General features: G+C 51.7%; 20 protein-coding genes. 6 read left to right on the plus strand and 14 right to left on the minus strand.

All coding sequences use genetic code 11. The annotated features are described in order from the left end of the window. Positions 1–32: 32 nt before the first annotated feature. Positions 33–917, minus strand: coding sequence for a MarR family transcriptional regulator (locus QLG21_RS10780; RefSeq protein WP_137848576.1), 885 nt, complete (start codon positions 915–917; stop codon positions 33–35). A 326-nt stretch (positions 918–1,243) separates the two neighbouring features. On the opposite strand from QLG21_RS10780, the gene QLG21_RS10785 reads away from it, so the two are divergent. Then, entirely contained in the window at positions 1,244–2,707 is a 1,464-nt protein-coding gene (locus QLG21_RS10785; RefSeq protein ID WP_137848577.1) for an EAL domain-containing protein, read from the plus strand. A gap of 81 nt (positions 2,708–2,788) precedes the next feature. Here the strand turns inward: QLG21_RS10785 and QLG21_RS10790 are convergent, their stop codons facing one another. The 3 genes from QLG21_RS10790 to ycgZ all read right to left on the minus strand — a co-directional run bounded on the left by QLG21_RS10790 (position 2,789) and on the right by ycgZ (position 3,752). Beyond that, positions 2,789–3,067: a biofilm development regulator YmgB/AriR family protein gene (locus QLG21_RS10790; protein ID WP_137848578.1), complete on the minus strand. Its 279-nt coding sequence runs from the start codon at positions 3,065–3,067 to the stop codon at positions 2,789–2,791. Between the two features lie 24 nt (positions 3,068–3,091). Further along, on the minus strand, positions 3,092–3,391 hold the full coding sequence (locus QLG21_RS10795) for a hypothetical protein (protein WP_006175163.1): 300 nt from the start codon (positions 3,389–3,391) through the stop codon (positions 3,092–3,094). Positions 3,392–3,512: 121 nt separating this feature from the next. Beyond that, positions 3,513–3,752: a regulatory protein YcgZ gene (gene ycgZ, locus QLG21_RS10800; RefSeq protein ID WP_042319765.1), complete on the minus strand. Its 240-nt coding sequence runs from the start codon at positions 3,750–3,752 to the stop codon at positions 3,513–3,515. Positions 3,753–3,935: 183 nt separating this feature from the next. Between ycgZ and QLG21_RS10805 the strand changes: the two genes are divergently transcribed. Then, positions 3,936–4,139, plus strand: coding sequence for a hypothetical protein (locus tag QLG21_RS10805; protein WP_137848579.1), 204 nt, complete (start codon positions 3,936–3,938; stop codon positions 4,137–4,139). A 41-nt stretch (positions 4,140–4,180) separates the two neighbouring features. On the opposite strand, the gene QLG21_RS10810 is transcribed toward QLG21_RS10805, so the two are convergent. After that, a complete protein-coding gene (locus QLG21_RS10810) occupies positions 4,181–4,453 on the minus strand; it encodes a CsbD family protein (RefSeq protein WP_006175168.1) in 273 nt (90 codons plus the stop codon). 732 nt (positions 4,454–5,185) lie between these two features. On the opposite strand from QLG21_RS10810, the gene QLG21_RS10815 reads away from it, so the two are divergent. Then, positions 5,186–5,725, plus strand: coding sequence for a hypothetical protein (locus QLG21_RS10815; protein WP_137848582.1), 540 nt, complete (start codon positions 5,186–5,188; stop codon positions 5,723–5,725). A 295-nt stretch (positions 5,726–6,020) separates the two neighbouring features. Here the strand turns inward: QLG21_RS10815 and QLG21_RS10820 are convergent, their stop codons facing one another. Beyond that, on the minus strand, positions 6,021–6,497 hold the full coding sequence (locus QLG21_RS10820) for a DUF2778 domain-containing protein (RefSeq protein ID WP_137848583.1): 477 nt from the start codon (positions 6,495–6,497) through the stop codon (positions 6,021–6,023). Further along, positions 6,494–6,976 (minus strand): Hcp family type VI secretion system effector, encoded by a 483-nt coding sequence (locus QLG21_RS10825; RefSeq protein WP_137848584.1) that lies wholly within the window; start codon positions 6,974–6,976, stop codon positions 6,494–6,496. The genes QLG21_RS10820 and QLG21_RS10825 overlap by 4 nt, the downstream gene beginning before the upstream one ends. A gap of 235 nt (positions 6,977–7,211) precedes the next feature. Between QLG21_RS10825 and QLG21_RS10830 the strand changes: the two genes are divergently transcribed. The 3 genes from QLG21_RS10830 to QLG21_RS10840 all read left to right on the plus strand — a co-directional run bounded on the left by QLG21_RS10830 (position 7,212) and on the right by QLG21_RS10840 (position 10,490). Then, entirely contained in the window at positions 7,212–7,487 is a 276-nt protein-coding gene (locus tag QLG21_RS10830) for a metal/formaldehyde-sensitive transcriptional repressor (protein ID WP_006175178.1), read from the plus strand. 33 nt (positions 7,488–7,520) lie between these two features. Next, complete coding sequence (locus QLG21_RS10835) at positions 7,521–8,639, plus strand: S-(hydroxymethyl)glutathione dehydrogenase/class III alcohol dehydrogenase (protein WP_282484363.1); 1,119 nt, start codon at positions 7,521–7,523, stop codon at positions 8,637–8,639. Positions 8,640–8,798: 159 nt separating this feature from the next. Next, on the plus strand, positions 8,799–10,490 hold the full coding sequence (locus QLG21_RS10840; RefSeq protein WP_137848586.1) for a methyl-accepting chemotaxis protein: 1,692 nt from the start codon (positions 8,799–8,801) through the stop codon (positions 10,488–10,490). A gap of 85 nt (positions 10,491–10,575) precedes the next feature. Here QLG21_RS10840 and QLG21_RS10845 read toward each other — a convergent pair whose 3' ends face one another. The 7 genes from QLG21_RS10845 to QLG21_RS10875 all read right to left on the minus strand — a co-directional run bounded on the left by QLG21_RS10845 (position 10,576) and on the right by QLG21_RS10875 (position 18,293). Continuing rightward, the gene (locus QLG21_RS10845; protein ID WP_282484364.1) at positions 10,576–12,960 is read right to left on the minus strand and encodes a glucose/quinate/shikimate family membrane-bound PQQ-dependent dehydrogenase; all 2,385 of its coding nucleotides are present in this window, start codon (positions 12,958–12,960) and stop codon (positions 10,576–10,578) included. A gap of 285 nt (positions 12,961–13,245) precedes the next feature. Beyond that, complete coding sequence (locus tag QLG21_RS10850) at positions 13,246–14,169, minus strand: LysR substrate-binding domain-containing protein (protein WP_282484365.1); 924 nt, start codon at positions 14,167–14,169, stop codon at positions 13,246–13,248. A 152-nt stretch (positions 14,170–14,321) separates the two neighbouring features. Further along, a complete protein-coding gene (gene cydB / locus QLG21_RS10855) occupies positions 14,322–15,332 on the minus strand; it encodes a cytochrome d ubiquinol oxidase subunit II (RefSeq protein WP_282484366.1) in 1,011 nt (336 codons plus the stop codon). Further along, the gene (locus QLG21_RS10860; RefSeq protein WP_101737745.1) at positions 15,332–16,735 is read right to left on the minus strand and encodes a cytochrome ubiquinol oxidase subunit I; all 1,404 of its coding nucleotides are present in this window, start codon (positions 16,733–16,735) and stop codon (positions 15,332–15,334) included. The genes cydB and QLG21_RS10860 overlap by 1 nt, the downstream gene beginning before the upstream one ends. A gap of 87 nt (positions 16,736–16,822) precedes the next feature. Beyond that, positions 16,823–17,329: a ferritin-like domain-containing protein gene (locus QLG21_RS10865; RefSeq protein ID WP_006175186.1), complete on the minus strand. Its 507-nt coding sequence runs from the start codon at positions 17,327–17,329 to the stop codon at positions 16,823–16,825. A gap of 194 nt (positions 17,330–17,523) precedes the next feature. Then, positions 17,524–18,018 carry a ferritin-like domain-containing protein gene (locus tag QLG21_RS10870; protein WP_282484367.1) on the minus strand — a complete coding sequence of 165 codons (495 nt, stop codon included), beginning with the start codon at positions 18,016–18,018 and terminating at the stop codon, positions 17,524–17,526. 89 nt (positions 18,019–18,107) lie between these two features. Continuing rightward, positions 18,108–18,293 carry a general stress protein gene (locus QLG21_RS10875; protein WP_042319775.1) on the minus strand — a complete coding sequence of 62 codons (186 nt, stop codon included), beginning with the start codon at positions 18,291–18,293 and terminating at the stop codon, positions 18,108–18,110. Between the last annotated feature and the right edge of the window lie 111 nt (positions 18,294–18,404).

Raw genomic sequence — 18,404 nt, forward strand, 5'->3', positions numbered from 1 at the left:
GCTGGCGTTCGGGAGACCGGACGCCAGTCAGTTTATACGGTTGTTGTTATGATGTGTGCAGTACGTCGTTCTTTTGGGACAATATTAATGTAGTGTGTGACATAGGCAAAATATAACGCGGCATAATTTTCGACCAGTTCAATAAATGCCGGGTATATCGCCATCCGCCCGTCACCCCGATCTTTCAAATATCCCATTTCTTGCGCTGCCTTGATAATGCGGGTCACATGAATACGTGATACAAAAAACTCTTTTGCAAGCGTTGCAGGTGAATACTCAATGATTGCGCCGTGTGCGGTTTTGTTTTTGACGGCCTGTAAATACAGATACAGCATAATCATGCGTCCGCCGTCTTTATCAATAAACAGTCCGACTTCAGGCAAGATCTTCCTGAAGGTTAAACCCCGAAAAAGATATTCCGCCGCCCGGCGGAAGAAATTATTCCGCGAAACGTCATGATCCAGTAAGTTGACATCAATGTTAAACGCTGGGTACAGAATACTGACGGGCACAAATGCGCCGGACATATAACGTTTGAGTTCCTCCAGTCCTTTTTGCGTGGGGGCAATATTGGTTTTGCGTCGATCTTCGGTGCAGCGCCAGGTTTTGATTCGCCCGGTCGTTCGAAGCAGAGTGATTATCGCAATAACGCTGTTAGGACTGGCAATTTTATAACGGGAACATAACTCTTTTATCTCTGAAACCGACTCGGCCTGATTGCCAAAGATGAAACAACACATCGAGAGAATAATATTGAATCGGGATTCCTGAAGCATGGTTTTGTAAAACAAGGGTTGCTTTTTATAGATGGCATCGTTGATGGTGTAGTGCTCGCGTATTGCCTCGCTAAATCGGGGGTTATTCTTGATGACATCCCTTCGATGTAGCAAGGCCCTGGATGAGATATGATTATCCATAGCATTTTCTCTTTATTTGAACGAACCGATTAAATGAAGGATCCAGTCTTCTTTTCGGAATTTTATTATACCCCGACATAAGAATATTTACCGTCGTTATTTGAAAAGAAAGATATATTTATTGCGCTTATGGATACGGAAGATGATTAACCCAAAGATGTTCAGGCCAGATCGCAGGATAACAGTATATTAACCATCGCGCGTGCTGTAAGATAAATATATGCACCAGGTTAAATCATTGTTGTTATTTTCTATCCTCAGTTCCGTATTTCTCTCAGAATCGTCTTCTGTCAGAAAGGATCGCCTTTTTGTCTTCAGGAGCAACCATGGCCCATCAAAATACGTTCGACGTTTCTGCCAGCCTTGAGCAAAAATTCGTTATCTCAGCCTGCAGTTTCACCTATCAAGGATATAGCCTGTTTCTAAAAGAGCAGGGGATTATGGCTTCGCAAATACGATTTAATGGGGAAACAATTGCCCAGAGTGATATTAAGAATATCGTTATAAATCAGTGTGCTGAGATATCGGTCTTTCTTGATCATGATGTGGTTAACTTACTGGATACGCTCAAGAAATTGGCCACGCTCCTCAATTCGCTGCCGGTGATCCGCACGGTGACGCTCTACGGCCAGATACCCGATAGCTGGCTGTATCGGACACTGGAAAATATGGTTGATAATAAAAATACGCTCTCTATGGTGCGCGTGGCTACGCTCATTGATGTGATCAACTCTGTTAAAACAAGTGATGGCCTGCGCCAGACGCGTTCGCAATTATTAAGTAAAAAATCGTTTTACTGTGAATATAAAGGCACAATGAAAGGATTAACCCGGCGCGAGCTTGACGTGTTACTGAATTTCTACCGCGGAATTTCCATAAAAGTCCAGTGTGAGAATTTGGGGCTGTCGAACAAAACGCTTTACACTCACCGAAAGGAAGGGGTAAGGAAATTACACCTGATAAAACCCTGGTTAAGCGACCGTAATTTGTTCAGAATGGAAGAGAGTACCCACAAGGATATGCAGGGAGAGGGGCTTTCATCGCGCGAAGTGGAAATCTTCAATGCGTTACTGAGACGGGAAATATTCCCGGTGTATCAAATTATCACCGATCGCTTTAAAAAAGGGGTGGGCTTTGAAATTTTGTTACGCTGGAACAATAACGGTAAAGTCTTAAAGCCAACCGAGTTTATGACAGACATTTCCAGCGTGGAAATATGGCTAAAAATCACCGCGCTGGTGATCCACGCGGCTGTCTCCGGTATCAATAAATACAATGGTAAATTCTATTTTTCGGTGAATATTCCGCCGCAACTGGCTTCAGGTAATGCCTTGCCGGGCATGGCAAAAAAAGCGACGGGAATGCTGTTACAACCGCAGTGGGCGTCAAAACTCGTGTTTGAGTTTGCTGAAACCATTGATGTCACAAAAGATAAAGCAATCCCGGAAACCATGCAGCGTATACGCAATACCGGCTGCAGATTATTCCTCGACGATTGTTTTTCGGATCACCATGTGATGTTTCCGGTTCGCCAGGTGCATTTTGACGGGTTGAAACTGGATCGCGATATCGTCGAGCAGTTTGTCGCCAATGATAATGACTATAATCTGATCAAAACCATTCAGTTTTACAGCGATATAACCGGAAGCGAATGTGTTGCAGAAGGCGTGGACAGCGAGGAGAAATTTGAAAAACTTGTCGCGTTAGGACTGAAAAGCTTCCAGGGATATTATCTCTCGCGGGCGGTGAAAGAGGATGAATTAGATCGTATGGTGAGATTATTTAGCTAAGGCAAAAGTGGCTGGCGGGCAGCAGGGCGCAATTTTCCCTCGCTGCCCACCCGCACAAATTCAGAGTTTTTACATCAGGCGTTAAATATCGTCTCGCGTGAAACCTACCACAATTTCCAGCGTATTACGGATTACATCGCAGGCTTCAGGCTCTTTCGTAATTTCCAGGGCGTGAACCAGCTGTAAGATAATCTCTTTATTTGAAAGGTTATCCCCGCAAAGCATAATGCACCGAATGGCCGATCCTAACACTTCAGCCTCATCAGAAAGATGCTTTCCCGCGTTAAGAAAATGCTCGGCCAGTCCTTTATCATGCAGTGCTTCGAAATTATAGGCTTGCTGTATAATTGCTTTGCTCATGGTAGTCACCGTGTTGGTCGTAAATTAGTGTTTTTTGTCGGGCGCAAGAAGCGTGTCTTTTTTAAAAAGTGAACGAATTCGACCAACGTCATAATCCCCGATCACTCTTCCACGATCTTTCGAAACGCCAGTTATGCGCTGACGCACTTCATCTTCAGCGGCAATCAATGCATTTTTGCGTTCATCATTTGACTCAACATTCGCCATCGCAAGGAGCCGATTAGCGAGAGATGCAAAGGTGATAGGCCCGTTTTCCTTGAGGATGGTTAACACGGCCTCGCCAATTAAATCATCTTTAAGTCGTTCAAATTTAGTTCTATGCATAACGTCTATCTCACTCTGCTACGGCCTTGACGCCGTAACATTGGGTTAGTTATCGCGTACTGATAAATACAATCTCTGTCTCAGCGTAACCAACGTAGTCACTTCACAATCAAAATTCAGGTTAGCGCTCAAAGAAGAGGGCGATGAGACCGTTGTAATGTGCCTTTTCGTGCTCACAGGATGACTCTTCAATGCGTCGCAGAAGCTTTGTACAAATTGTCATTCTGCTCAGTTGTACGTTTTCTTTGATAATTTCACTGACGATCAACCCGAGCGTCTCCTGCTTGGTTGGTATGTTGTTTTTGTTAAAATACAACGTGATAGCGTGTTCTGTTGTCGAAGGCACTGAGTTGCGACGCATCATTTTCCACCGTTATCAAACATTTTCGTAACATCGATGTGATTGAATCTATACCATCCTGATAAATCTGTACAGAGAAAATGTACAACTTTTTCATTTTTGCGAAGAATATATTCTCCTGCTTAAGCACATATTTTCAGATTCTCTGCAATACTTTTTCCATACCAAAAAGGAGGGTATTCCATGCAAGACGGTTACTACTGGATAAAGTTCAGGGGCATCGTGCAGAAAGCCCGCTACTCTGACATTCCTGCCACGGATGTGGAGAAGGGCGAGCAGACGAGGGGCGTCTGGCACTTAATGGGAGAGGATATAGAAGTGTGTTCTTCGGCGGAGGCCGTTGTTTTGTCAGAACTTCTTGGGGGGCCAGGAGCAGATATTTATTGAACGCTAACGCAGCAAAAGAAAAGGCCCCGTGGGGCCTGATATTATTTACGGCCCAGCAGAAGGCCAAGCACCACACCTACTGCACCCGCGGCGATTAAGCCTGACAGTGGGTTATTTCTGACCGCTTCCGTCACATCCGAAACGGCATCGCTGGCCTGTGCAGCATACTTCTTCGCAGCACCTTTGACCTGGTGCTTTGGTGAATCAACGAAATCGCCAAACTGCTCCTGCGCAGAGCCTGCCAGTTCATCAAGTTTGTTTTTCGCTTTGTCACCCGCGTAGTCGGCATTCTTATCAGCATTAAAATCAGACATTGTTTCCCTCCTTTTGTAGATAGTTTAAGGATAGACCCAGTTTCAGAATTTATGTGCTTTAACCTTAAAAGTGATGCGTTTGGAGGCCTTTTTAGGATATGTCTCCCTGTTGGGTAGCCTGGGTGCGGCTGACAACTGTTAAATTATTTTTGTTTATATAATGCACGGAGGTAAATCAGTAACGCATTGATGAAAAAGGATAAAATGAATAAAATAGTGGTGTAATTGTCGTTCCAGTCCAGCTCTGTGACAAAGCCGAAATTTCTGGTGTACAGGTGATAAAGAAGCACGTCAGGAAGGAAGTAGCAAAGAAGTGTATATATCACGAACAACATCATTGTTTCGGCAATCCACCTCAGGGCATGTTTTTTTGCGCTCATCAGTATACCTGTATCGTGCCCAGAGCTTTTAATTGTGGTGTGACCATCATTGCTCCTGAAGAAAGTAATGCATGCATTAGAAGCATATAGTGAGCGTGATTCGGTATGCTGGTATTGCCATTGCTAAACTCCTTTTAAGTAGACATTTCGAATATCTAATAAATACCTCTTTCCCCAATGCAGTTAGACAAAAAATGTCATTTAAGATATTGATAAATAAGTATGTTGTTAGAGTTGTGGCGAATGATTTTTTTGAAGGACCTCATGACTGCTGCCCCGACAGCCTCAAAACAAGAGTGTATATCTAACGGCATTTAAAACTGATCAGGCTCAACCTGGCATCATGGAGGAGATGGAAGTAATACTCGAAGAGACAAAAAAAGCTGCAGCGGCATCATTGATCCCTGAATTTGAGGCGCCCGGTTTTATCGGATTTTTTTCTGTCTATACAAATTCATCTTCAATTCGATTTAACCCTGGCGATGAAGTTGCAGCGAGCCAACTTTCATATAGCGCTATCAATGATCCCGCCGCGTTTATGATTCAGTCATCAACTCATCATGCAGGCGGTACGTGGCGTTGTCTGGGCTTTGCGGGCTATCAGGGCCAGTCAGTAGGGAAAGCAGTAATGCCATTTCAACGTGTAGATACACTCCCGCCGCAGCCTGTCAAGAAGCTTAGAGGCTTGAGAACGGGGGTCAGAAACTGCACCTATTCAGCACCAGACGAATCCATGATTGACTGTGAGGTTTTCATGGGGGGTAGGTGGCGACCATTTACAGTATGTGCATCTGATAACACGGAATGGGGGAAAGATATTTTCAGTAATGCGCTATCAGGTTTCTACGGGACTGTTACCGAGTTCTCTGATCCTGTTTCAGGTAGCGATTAACGCTAACGATCTTAATTCTGACAAAAAACCCGCCGAGGCGGGTTGTGGAGATGTCAATATTTCCTCTTAGCAGAAGCTACGAAAAATATCAGCAAAGTGTTTATCAGCACTGACACAGCGAGAATACCGAACAGCACTATGTCACTCCAGTTCGTTTCCGTTATGAACCCCACTTTGTCGCTGTAGACATCAAACAAATATTCAAAGGGGAAGGCGATGTAAATTACAGAGAAGATAGTCAGAAACGATATGAACTGAATCAGCCATAATCCTGCCTGTTTCGCGGGCGTCATCATCAGTACACCTGTATCGTGCCATAGGCAAACAAAGAAGCAGTTACGAGCATTTTGGGCATACTCAATAGCGCGTCTCTTAGGATGTGAAAGTGTGCGGGCGATGGTAGAGTAATACAACCGTTGCTGATTCCGGCCCAACCTGCTGGGTGAAGCCGAAAGTTCCCCCTCGCAACCTCATCAATAAATGTGACGTCATCAATACTCTTATCGTCGCGGTACAGCGCGAACCAGGTGGAATGATCTGACAACGTATATTTTGTGGCGAAATAATCTTTAACGTGGGTACCAATGCTTCGCGGTCTGTCCACAATGTAATATTTACCTGGTGGTACCGGCCCGATGTTCTTCACAGCGACTGAATCTGGATTATTCCTGTGTTGTCCTGCATTGCCTGAATAAGCCGGGAAAAACCCTATACCTGGGCAGCTCAGATTCGATAACTGGCCGCCATTCAGATGAAAAGTGCAGCGAATCATCTGTCTTTCCACTCGTCAGAAAAAATGATGTTGCCGTCGCAATGTTTCCAGGTGATCTTCTCGTAGCGCAGCGCGATGCTTTCAAGATGGTTATGCTTTTCCATTGCCGGATTTTTAACGTCATGCATCAGCGGGCATATCGAGACGACTTTGACGTTCTCAAGCAGCATATTGAAGTATTCCACCTCCTGGCCTGCATCGTTGATCTTGTACCACTTAAATTCCGCAGATTTTAGCGTCTGCCCGGTGGCTACCGCTTTGTACAAGTATGGGCTGGCGCTGTCGAACTCCTTTTCGAATACCAGTGCGCTATGCACGCGAGTACCCGTGATTTTTCCCGTCATGCTATCGGTTGGCAGGTGCATACCATGACCAAACCCTACAACCTCGATAGAACCTTCTCGGTACCTTACATCTACCGAGCCTTTAATATCCGCGCCACCGTCGTCCTTCAACCACAGGTATGCTGGTATTGCCATTGCTAAACTCCTTTTAAGTAGACATTTCGGATATCTAATAAATACCTCTTTCCCCAATGCAGTTAGACAAAAAATGTCATGTAAAATATTGATAAATAAGAATGTTATTAGGGTTGTGGCGAATGACTTTTTTGAAGGACCTCATGACAGTTGCCCCAAAAGCCTCAAAACAGGGATGTTTACATGAAGTCCATAAGCGAGTTACTATACCCCCCTATAGTATATAGGAGGGCGTATGCCGCATTCACCTGCTGACAAAAAACGTATCCTTACTCGCGTACGCCGCATCCGGGGCCAGGTCGATGCCCTCGAGCGTGCGCTTGAGTCCGGCGAACCCTGTCTGGCCATTCTGCAGCAAATTGCCGCCGTGCGCGGTGCGGCGAATGGCCTGATGGGCGAAATGGTCGAAATTCACCTCAAAGATGAGCTGGTCACGGGTGAGACAACCCCGGACCAGCGGGCAGTTCGGATGGCCGAAGTCGGCCATTTGCTGCGCTCTTATCTAAAATAAACCCACAGACCTCACTACAAGGGAAGAGACACTATGAAATCTCGCGCAGCTGTTGCATTCGGTCCAGGCCAGCCGTTGAAAATCGTTGAAATTGATGTCGCGCCGCCGAAAAAAGGCGAAGTGCTGATCAAAATTACCCACACCGGCGTGTGTCATACCGACGCCTTTACCCTGTCGGGTGAGGATCCGGAGGGCGTGTTCCCGGCGGTGCTCGGCCACGAAGGCGGCGGCGTGGTGGTTGAAGTAGGCGAGGGCGTAACCAGCCTGAAACCCGGCGACCACGTTATTCCGCTGTACACCGCCGAGTGCGGCGAGTGTAAGTTCTGTAAATCCGGCAAAACCAACCTGTGCCAGGCCGTTCGTGCGACCCAGGGCAAAGGCCTGATGCCGGACGGCACCACCCGCTTCTCGTACAACGGCGAGCCTATCTACCACTACATGGGCACCAGCACCTTCAGCGAATACACCGTGTGCGTGGAGATCTCGCTGGCGAAGGTTAACCCGCAGGCACCGCTGGATAAAGTGTGTCTGCTGGGCTGCGGCGTGACGACCGGTATCGGCGCGGTACACAACACTGCGAAAGTGAAAGAGGGCGATACCGTTGCGGTATTCGGTCTGGGCGGAATTGGCCTTGCGGTTATCCAGGGCGCGGTTCAGGCGAAAGCCGGGCGTATCATCGCGGTAGACACCAACCCGGAGAAATTCAAACTCGCGGGCGAGATGGGCGCGACTGATTTCGTGAACCCGAATGATGACGCAAGGCCGGTTCAGGAGGTGATTGTTGAGCTGACCGACGGTGGCGTTGACTTCAGCTTCGAGTGTATCGGCAACGTCAACGTGATGCGTGCTGCGCTTGAATGCTGCCACAAAGGCTGGGGCGAAAGTATCATCATCGGCGTCGCGGGTGCGGGGCAGGAGATCAAAACCCGTCCGTTCCAGCTGGTCACGGGCCGCGTATGGCGCGGATCGGCGTTCGGTGGTGTGAAAGGCCGTACTCAGCTGCCGGGCATGGTAGAAGATGCGATGGCTGGCAAAATCCAGCTCGATCCGTTCATTACCCACCGTTTACCGCTGGATCAGATCAACGAAGCGTTCGATCTGATGCATCAGGGTAAGTCCATTCGTACCGTCATACATTTCGGCGACAACTAATTATTCTGCCAGCGGTTTTTGCCGCTGGCCTTTCCTGCATATTCTTCTCTAAAGTGTGACCTGGCTGGCGCTTTTAGCCATAAGCAAATTCCCCGCCGTGCCGATGACTATTTTACAGGCGTGTTTATACGCATCTTACCTATAAGAGAGTCGACGGTCATGGACAACACAACATCGATGCAGGCGCAGCAACGGCTGGGCTTCTTGCATCATATCCGGCTGGTTCCGCTGTTTTCCTCCATTCTCGGTGGCATTATTCTTCTGTTCGCCCTGAGCGCAGGGCTGGCAGGGTATTTCCTGCTAAAAGCCGATACCGATCAGCAGGATGTTACATCCGAAATTCAGGTACGTATGGGGCTGTCGAACAGCTCGAACCATCTGCGTACCGCCCGTATCAATATGATCCACGCCGGTGCGGCGAGCCGTATCGCGGAAATGGACGCGATGAAAGAGAACATCGCCGAGGCGGAAAAACGCATTAAGCAGTCGCAGGAGGGGTTCACCGCCTATATGAACCGTCCGGTCCGTACCCCTGCGGATGAAGCCCTGGACAGCGATCTGAAAACCCGCTTCGATGCCTATATCGCTGGTCTTCAGCCGATGCTCAAATATGCCAAAAACGGCATGTTTGAAGCCATCATCAATCACGAAAATGAGAGTGCCCGTCCGCTGGATGATGCCTATAACGACGTGCTGTTAAAGGCGATCAAGATCCGTACCGATCGCGCTAACGCCCTCTCCACGCAGGCGCATACCCGCACCCAGCTGGGGCTGATGTTTATGGTCGGGGCTTTTGCATTAGCCCTGGTGCTCACGGTGATGACTTTTGTGGTGCTGCGCCGTACCGTGATCAACCCGCTCCAGCGCGCGGCTACGCGCATCGAGAATATCGCGAAGGGCGATTTGACGATGCCGGACGAGGCGACGGGCCGCAGCGAGATTGGCCGTCTGACGCGGGACCTGCAGACAATGCAACATTCGCTGGTGACCACGGTAGGGACCGTGCGCCAGGGAGCGGAGGAGATCTACCGCGGCACGAGTGAGATTTCCGCCGGTAATACCGATCTGTCATCGCGTACCGAACAGCAGGCCGCCGCCATTGAGCAGACCGCGGCCAGCATGGAGCAGCTGACGGCAACCGTGAAGCAAAACGCCGATAACGCTCACCATGCCAGCAAGCTGGCGGAGGATGCGTCCGGTAAAGCCAGCCGGGGTGGACAGATGGTCTCCGGGGTGGTGAAAACGATGGGCAACATCTCCACCAGTTCGAAGAAAATTTCTGAAATCACTGCCGTCATCAACAGCATTGCATTCCAGACCAATATCCTTGCGCTCAACGCCGCAGTAGAGGCGGCGCGTGCCGGGGAACAAGGGCGTGGATTTGCAGTGGTGGCAAGCGAAGTACGTACCCTGGCGAGCCGCAGTGCCAACGCCGCGAAAGAGATTGAAAGCCTGATCAACGAGTCCGTTTCACTGATTGACCAGGGCTCTGGCGAGGTGGTAGCAGCGGGTAACACCATGAATGAGATTGTTGAAGCGGTGAAACGCGTCACCGATATCATGCTTGAAATTGCTGCCGCGTCGGATGAACAGAGTCGCGGTATCGTTCAGGTAAGCCAGGCTATCTCTGAAATGGACAAAGTGACCCAGCAGAACGCCTCGCTGGTGGAAGAAGCCTCAGCGGCGGCGGCATCTCTGGAAGAACAGGGCGCGCGTCTGACCGAGGCAGTAGGGGCATTTCGTTTGAGCGGCGCGAAGCAGGGCCGCGCGGTGACGGCTGCACCGGTGGCGCAGAACGTACCGTTGCGCCAGGCGGCAACGATTTCCGGGGATAACTGGGAGACGTTCTGAGTCGCGGAGTGTGTCGGGTGGCGCTTCGCTTACCTACAACATCTGACCTACAAAAAAAGGGACCTTTCGGTCCCTTTTTCATTGTTTACTTCTTATCCGGTAACGCATAGGCGATAACGTAATCACCGCGATCCGGTGACTGGCGCGCGCCGCCTGCGTTGATGATGATGTACTGTTTACCGGTTTTGGGCGAAACGTAGGTCATCGGGCCGGACTGACTGCCCACCGGCAGACGGTCTTTCCAGATCTCTTTCCCGGTTGCGGTATCAAACGCGCGCAGGTAGAAGTCCTGGGTACCGGCAAAGAACAGCAGGCCGGACTGCGTGGAGAGTGATGCCCCAAGCGTAGGCATACCGATCGGGATAGGCATATGCATGCGGATCCCCAGCGGACCGGTGTCTTCGACCGTACCGACCGGAACCTGCCACACCAGCTTGCCGGATTTCAGGTCAACGGCTGACATGGTGCCAAACGGCGGTTTCTGACACGGAATGCCCAGCGGCGACAGGAAACGTTCGCGCATTGCGCCGAACGGCGTGCCGTCCATCGGGACAATCCCCATTTCGATACCGCTGGCGTCTTTCGCCACGTTAGCGCGAGGAACCATGTAGTTCGCCAGCCCCAGACGCATGTCGTTAACGAACATCAGGCCATTGTTCGGGTCAACCGACACGCTGCCCCAGTTCATCCCGCCAAGAGAGCCAGGGAATTGCAGAGAGCGGTCCAGACCCGGCGGAGTAAAGACGCCCTGATGACGCATCTCTTTAAACTGAATACGGCACAGCAGCAGGTCAACCGGCGTTGCGCCCCACATGTCGGATTCGGTCAGCGTCTGGTTGCCGATCATCGGCATGCCAACGGAATAGGGCTGAGTAGGCGAATAGCGTTCACCCTCAACGTTACCCGCAGGCACAGGGCGTTCTTCAACTTTCGCCACCGGCTTGCCGGTTTCGCGGTTGAGCATAAAGATCATGCCCTGCTTGCTGGTCTGCACCAGCACCGGCGTGGTACCGCCTTTACCGTCCGGCAGGTCGTACAGCAGCGGCTGGGAAGGCAGGTCGAAATCCCACAGGTCGTGGTGCGTGGTCTGGAAATGCCAGCGAACCTGGCCGGTGGTGGCGTCCACGGCGACAATCGACGAACTGTACTTGTCATCCAGCGCGGTACGTTCACCCGCCCAGAAATCTGGCGTTGCGTTACCCGTCGGCAGATAAATCAGGTTCAGTCTGGCGTCGTAGGACATGGCAGACCAGACGTTCGGGGTACCGCGCGTGTAGGTCTGGCCTTCTGGCGGCTCACCGGTCAATGCAGGGTTGCCCGGATCCCAGGCCCACGCCAGTTTACCGGTATGAACGTCGTAGGCACGTACCACGCCCGGCGGTTCACCCGTGGAGAAGTTATCCGCCACGCGTCCGCCGACCACGACCACGTTACCCGCGACCAAAGGCGTCGAGGTTTGCTGGTAATAGCCGGGTTTAATTTCACCCATGCCGACGCTCAGGTCGACAGTGCCATGGTCGCCAAAGTCGTCACAAACCTTGCCGTTGTCCGCGTTGATGGCAATCAGACGGGCATCGGTGGTAGGCAGAAACAGCCGACGCGGGCAGGCCGCAGGCTGAGTTTCTGCTTGTGACATTGTCACGCTCGAGCGATCTTCAAAGTAGCCCAGCCCGCGGCAGCGCTGCCAGTTCGGGGCCGTTGCTTTTGAGTCGTAACGCCATTTCTCTTTGCCGGAGTCAACATCCAGCGCCAGCACTTTGCTGTACGGCGTACACACGTACAGCGTGTCGCCTACCTGCAGCGGGGTGTTCTGATCTTCTGCACCCGAGCCGTTGCTTTGAGGGATGTCGCCGGTATGGGCCACCCAGGCCACTTTCAGCTCGTTGATGTTTTGCTTATTAATCTGATCGAGTGCGGCAAAGCGGTCACCGTGGGTGGTGTTTCCCCAGTGTTCCCAGTTCTTCTGCTGTTCGCCGGGTGCCACCGGTTTTACTGGCACCGGTTCGTTGGCCGCGACCAGCGTTTGCGGTTTGAACATCCAGCCGAGGCTCACCAGCATAACAACAGCCAGCACTGCCGCAACGCCAAACGCCGGCGCTTTGTTCACCGGCGTGCCGTGCTGCGCCGCGCGCAGATAAGGCCAGACGATGGCACACAGAAACGCCAGCACCGTAAAGGTGAACAGGCGTGAGAATAGCGGCCAGAAATCCCAGCCTGCATCGCTCACTGCCCAGAACAGCGAGGCGATAAACGCCAGGGCGTAGAGCACGATCCCGATGGTGCGATTGGTGAAAATCAGGATGGCAGCAATCACCATCACGATGCCCATGATCAGGAAGTACCAGCTTCCGCCCACGGTGGCGAGCTTTAAGCCCAGCCCGCCGACAGCCAGACCGATGAGCACCATCAGTCCGGCAAGAAGCCACTGCAGAATACGAGGTACTCCGCGTGGCGCGTTGCCAAATGCCATTTCTGTCTCCTTAAATACACCCGTCCTGTCAGGCCTGCGTGGTGTCTGTACCAAATGGGTAATTAATATTGAGGTTAAGCAGGGTTTAACGCTTAAAGCAGGGCTGTAAGCGGCTAAATTCACCTATTGTAAATGATTTGTGAACCATTTGGTGAATTCGTGGCTATGATAAATCTGTTAAATTGTTTTACGCAATTGTTAATGAATAATTTCGCATTTATTGATTAGCAAAGAGAAGCAACCCGTCATCACGACGGGTTAAGCAGGCGGGAGAAAAAGGAGTAATTACACCGGCATGGACTTACGGATCGCGCTCAGCAGGGTTTGCGCGCCCGCAGAGAGCGGAGTGTCCACGCGGGTCAGAATGCCGATAGGTTCGCCCGCGCCGGGAGAGGTGACCGGCAGCGCAATCAGCGTGCCGCGGCGTAAATCGTCTTTGACCGCCCCTGACGGGACAAACCAGACATAGTCGTAATCGACGGTAAGCTGGCGCGAAAGGGAGGCCGACAGCGTTTCGATGCAACCCGAGGGCAGCGAGCAGCCCTGCATCTGCAGCATGGTTTCGGCGTTCTGTCGCGGGACGGTGCCCTGCGGCGACACCACCACTGGCCACTCCATAACCCGGCTCAGGGTGACGGTGTCCTGCAAGAGTGGATGATTTGGCCGCACCACCAGCTTGAGGGATTCGAGAAACAGCAGCTCATAGTTCAGGCCGCTCATCAGCTCGGGGTCGGACATTCTGCCGATACCCAGATCCAGTTCGCCGGATTTCAGCCCCGCGAGCAGCATGTTGTTGTTCATGGTGGCGACCTGAAGCGTGGTGTGCCGTTGCTGCCGGTGAAACTGCCCGATAACCGGCGGCAAGATCCCCAGCGCCGCAGTAGGCAGCGCGCCTATGCGTACCACTTCGCAGACGGGTTCATCTTTACGGTTTAAGGCCTGACCTGCGGTGTTAAGGGCGTCAAGCACCTTAACGGCGTGTGTAAGAAATTGCTCGCCCACGATGGTCAATTGCGCCCCGAGGCGGCCGCGATCGAACAGGCGCGTTCCGGTGAGCTGCTCGAGTTCGTTCAGCGTTTTTGAGAGTGCAGGTTGACTGAGATTAAGGGTTTCAGCCGCACGCCCCAGCGTTCCCTGTTGAGCGACGGCCACAAATGTATGTAAATGGCGCAAGCGTATGCGCTGACTGAACAGACCATTTTTTTCCATAGGCGATGTTTAAAACAGAGCGATGCCGCTGACAAGCGATGTTGTTTAATTTTGATAACTTCATAGCAAAATATTATTAACATTCGATCTGTTTGAGTTACAAGCGCTTTTTGGTCCGGGCGGGCTGGCGCGCCGCCCTGACCCTGGATTTATCAGTGGTAACCTTCAGTATCAGACACTTTGCCGCGGAAAACGTAGTAGCTCCAGGCGGTGTACACAAGGATCACTGGGATGATTAACAGCGTGCCGACCAGCATAAACAGCTGACTCGAAGGCGGGGCTGCGGCTTCCCACAGGGTAATGCGCGGGGGAATGATATGCGGCCACAGGCTGATGCCCAGCCCGCTGAACCCGAGGAAGATAAGCCCGAGGGTCAGCAGGAACGGGCGGGCGTGGCTGTGCGGGTTGTGAGTCATCTGCCAGATCCACAGGCTCAGCACGCCAACCAGCAGCGGAACCGGGAGGAACCAGAAAAAGTTTGGCAGCGTGAACCAGCGCTCGGCAACGTACTGCCAGCCAAGCGGCGTCCAGATACTTACCACGGCAATCACCGCAATCAGCGCCAGCAATACACGGCGGGTAAGATAGCGCATGCGGATCTGCAGTTCACCTTCGCTTTTCATTATAAGCCAGGTGGTGGCGAGCAGGGTATAAGCGACCATAAGGCCCAGGCCGCAGAACAGGTTGAATGGGGTGAACCAGTCGAGCGCGGAGCCAGCGAAACGTCGGCCTTCAACGTCGAAGCCGTTGATCATCGCCCCCACGACAATCCCCTGGCTGAAGGTGGCAAGCAGCGAGCCGCCAGCAAAGGCATAGTCCCAGAATTTGCGGTGCGACGGCGTGGCCTTAAAGCGAAATTCGAACGCCACCCCGCGAAAAATCAGGCCAATCAGCATAGCGGTCAGGGGAATGGTCAGGGCATCGATGATGACCGCATAGGCCAGCGGAAAGGCGCCAAACAGCCCCGCGCCGCCCAGCACCAGCCAGGTTTCATTGCCATCCCACACCGGGGCTACGCTGTTGACCATCACATCGCGTTCTTTCGCGTCGCCAACGAAATTAAACAGCAGGCCAATGCCCAGATCGAAACCGTCCATGATGATGTACATCAGCGTGGCAAAAACGATGATCGCGATCCAGATGACAGAGATATCAACGCCCATCAGGGTCTCTCCTGTTCAGAAACCGACTCGGCGGCAGACAGCGGACGGGCAGGGGTGCCCGAGGTATTCGATGTCAGCGTGCTGACAGGTTGCGGGCCTTTCTTGATCAGCCTGACGAGATAGACATAGCCCACGCCAAAGACCGAACAGTAGACCAGGATAAAGGCCAGCAGGCTGATGCTCATTTGCAGCGTGCTATGCAGCGATACCGCGTCAATGGTGCGCAGATAGCCATAGACCACCCACGGTTGGCGGCCCACCTCGGTGGTGACCCAGCCCGCGAGCAGCGCGACCAGCCCGGCAGGCCCCATACAGAGGGCGAACCAGTGAAACAGACGGGAGTGGTAAAGCCGGTTGCGATAGCGTAGCCAGACGCTGATCGCCCCAAGCGCAATCATCAGCAGCCCCATGCCAACCATAATGCGGAATGACCAGAAGACGATAAGCGAGTTTGGACGCTCGTCTTTGGGGAACTCTTTCAGGGCGGGAACCTGTTTATCGAGGCTGTGCGTCAGGATCAAACTGCCCAGGGCAGGAATTTCCAGCCCGTATTTGGTGCGCTCCTCATCCATATCCGGCACGCCGAACAGCAGCAGCGGGGTTGCTTCTCCCGGGCGGTTCTCCCAGTGACCTTCGATAGCGGCAATTTTCGCGGGCTGATGTTCCAGCGTGTTCAGACCATGCATATCCCCGACCACGGCCTGAATGGGCGCAACCAGCAGCGCCATCCACATCGCCATGGAGAACATTTTGCGTATGGCGGGCGTATCGTTTCCGCGCAGCAGATGCCAGGCCCCGGAAGCGCCGACAAACAATGCGCTGCACAAGAACGCGGCAATCGACATGTGGATAAGACGGTAGGGGAAGGAGGGGTTAAAAATGATAGCCAGCCAGTCCTGCGGGATCACCTGGCCATCTTCGATGGTGAACCCCTGAGGGGTGTGCATCCAGCTGTTAGACGCAAGGATCCAGAAAGTGGACATCAGTGTACCCAGCGCTACCATGCAGGTCGCAAAGAAGTGCAGGCCGGGGCCGACTTTGTTCCACCCAAACAGCATCACGCCAAGGAAACCGGCCTCCAGGAAGAAGGCGGTTAGCACTTCGTAGGTCAGTAACGGACCGGTGATACTCCCGGCGAACTGCGAGAAGCCGCTCCAGTTGGTGCCGAACTGGTACGCCATGACCAGCCCGGAGACGACGCCCATGCCGAAGTTAACCGCGAATATTTTGAGCCAGAAATGGTACAGCGATCGCCACACGTCGTTTTTGGTACGCAGCCACATGCCTTCAAGTACCACGAGATAGCTGGCAAGCCCAATGGTGATCGCCGGAAAGAGAATATGAAAGGAGACGGTAAACGCGAACTGAATCCTGGCCAGATGAAAGGCGTCGAGTTCGAACATGGTTCCTACCTCTGGAACGGATGGCCTCTGGAACGGATGGTGCACCGGCGCTGCCAGACAGCGTTCAGCTGCCTGGCATGCTTCTGACTATTTTTTCGCTTCGACCCCGGAGGTCTCTGAGCGTTGTAAGAACTGTTCCGTCGTCTGCGGAATATGGGTAATCAGCCACTCAGCCATCGCTTTTTCTTCGGCAAGGATAGATTCAATGGCCGGCACGGAGGCGGTATCGCCTGCGCGTTTGGCTGCCGCCAGCAGGGAGGTATAGCAGGCAATCTCAAACTGCTCGAAAACATAACCGCTGATGGAGCCTTTCACGATTTCATCGGACGGGAACATACCGCCAATGGACTGGCCGAGCGCGGCCATCTTGCTCATGGAGTCTTTGAGGACGGAACGAGAAATATCATTGCGGTCGAGGATCTCTTCCAGCAAACTGATTTGACGTTTTGTCTCGCTAATATGTTGTTCAATTCGGGAGCGGATGTCAGGGTAATTATCGATACGGCTGGCCATGGATTCCAGCATTGATTCCGCTTGCTTTTCCATCGCATGGGCATCGCGTAGCCAGTCATGATAGTGTTCTACGTGATTCATAATCGTGTCCTCAATTATTAGATGGTCAATTTATTGTTACTCTCTGCAATTCGAACTGCACCTGCAGTACACTACTCATTCATTATAAAAACAGAAGGAATAACGAGAATTAACCACAGCAGTGCTGCTGCTAAAAAAGCATCCTATAACGATCGCCAGACAGATGCTTATTTAAAATAATCTGTGTTAAATCGTTATTTCTTCGCTTTTTGGTTGATATTACCTACGGCCAGGTCGGTGAGCTTGAGATCGGTTTCTTTTTCTTCTTCAAGCGTTTCCGCCAGTAACTTAACGGCTTTAGTATAGCCTAACTGTTCCGCTAAGGTCGCCAGGGTACCGTAACTGGCAATTTCGTAATGCTCTACTTTTTGCGCAGCGGCAATTAATGCGGCATCACGGACTTCATTTTTTTCAGTACTCTCAATGACTTCATTTGCCTCTTCAATCAAGCCTTCCATTGCAACACACTTCATACGCTTAATCTTGAGACCGTCTTCCTGCTCAATGATTTGATCGATACGCTCGATCTGACCCTGTGTTTCCTCAAGGTGAGCAGTGAAGGCTGCGCGAAGCTGTTCACTGGAGGCGGCGCGGGCAAGTTTGCTCAGCGCACGGGTCAGCTGCTTTTCCGCGCTGTAGGTGTCGGAGAGAAGGTGAATAAAGACGTCTTCGATGCTTTTCATATTCATATTTACGTTCCGATTAAATATGTGAAGGGTACTGCGAGCCGTCTGGCCCGCAGCAAGCTCTTTAGGTATTTAAAGAGACGTAATTAAGATCAGGATTTGTCAGAACCACGGCCTCCGCCATGACTATTCTGCCCCCCTTTCTTACCTGCTTCAGAGGCGCGTTGCGGGTCGTTTTTGAAATTCCCACCGCTCTGCTGTCCACCTTTACGTCCGGCGTCAGATGCTTTATCACGATCTTCAGCGAAATTACCGGAACCACCACGATGCTCTGCCATATTAAACCTCATATTTCATATATTGGTCATGTCAGTAAGATACGAAAATATTCCGTATCCCTCGTCGTTCGATTAATAACTGTAGTCGCTGCTGGATGTGCGTCAAATTTA

This window comes from Enterobacter sp. V87_3 (genome assembly GCF_029967835.1).
GTDB classification, from domain to species: domain Bacteria; phylum Pseudomonadota; class Gammaproteobacteria; order Enterobacterales; family Enterobacteriaceae; genus Enterobacter; species Enterobacter cancerogenus.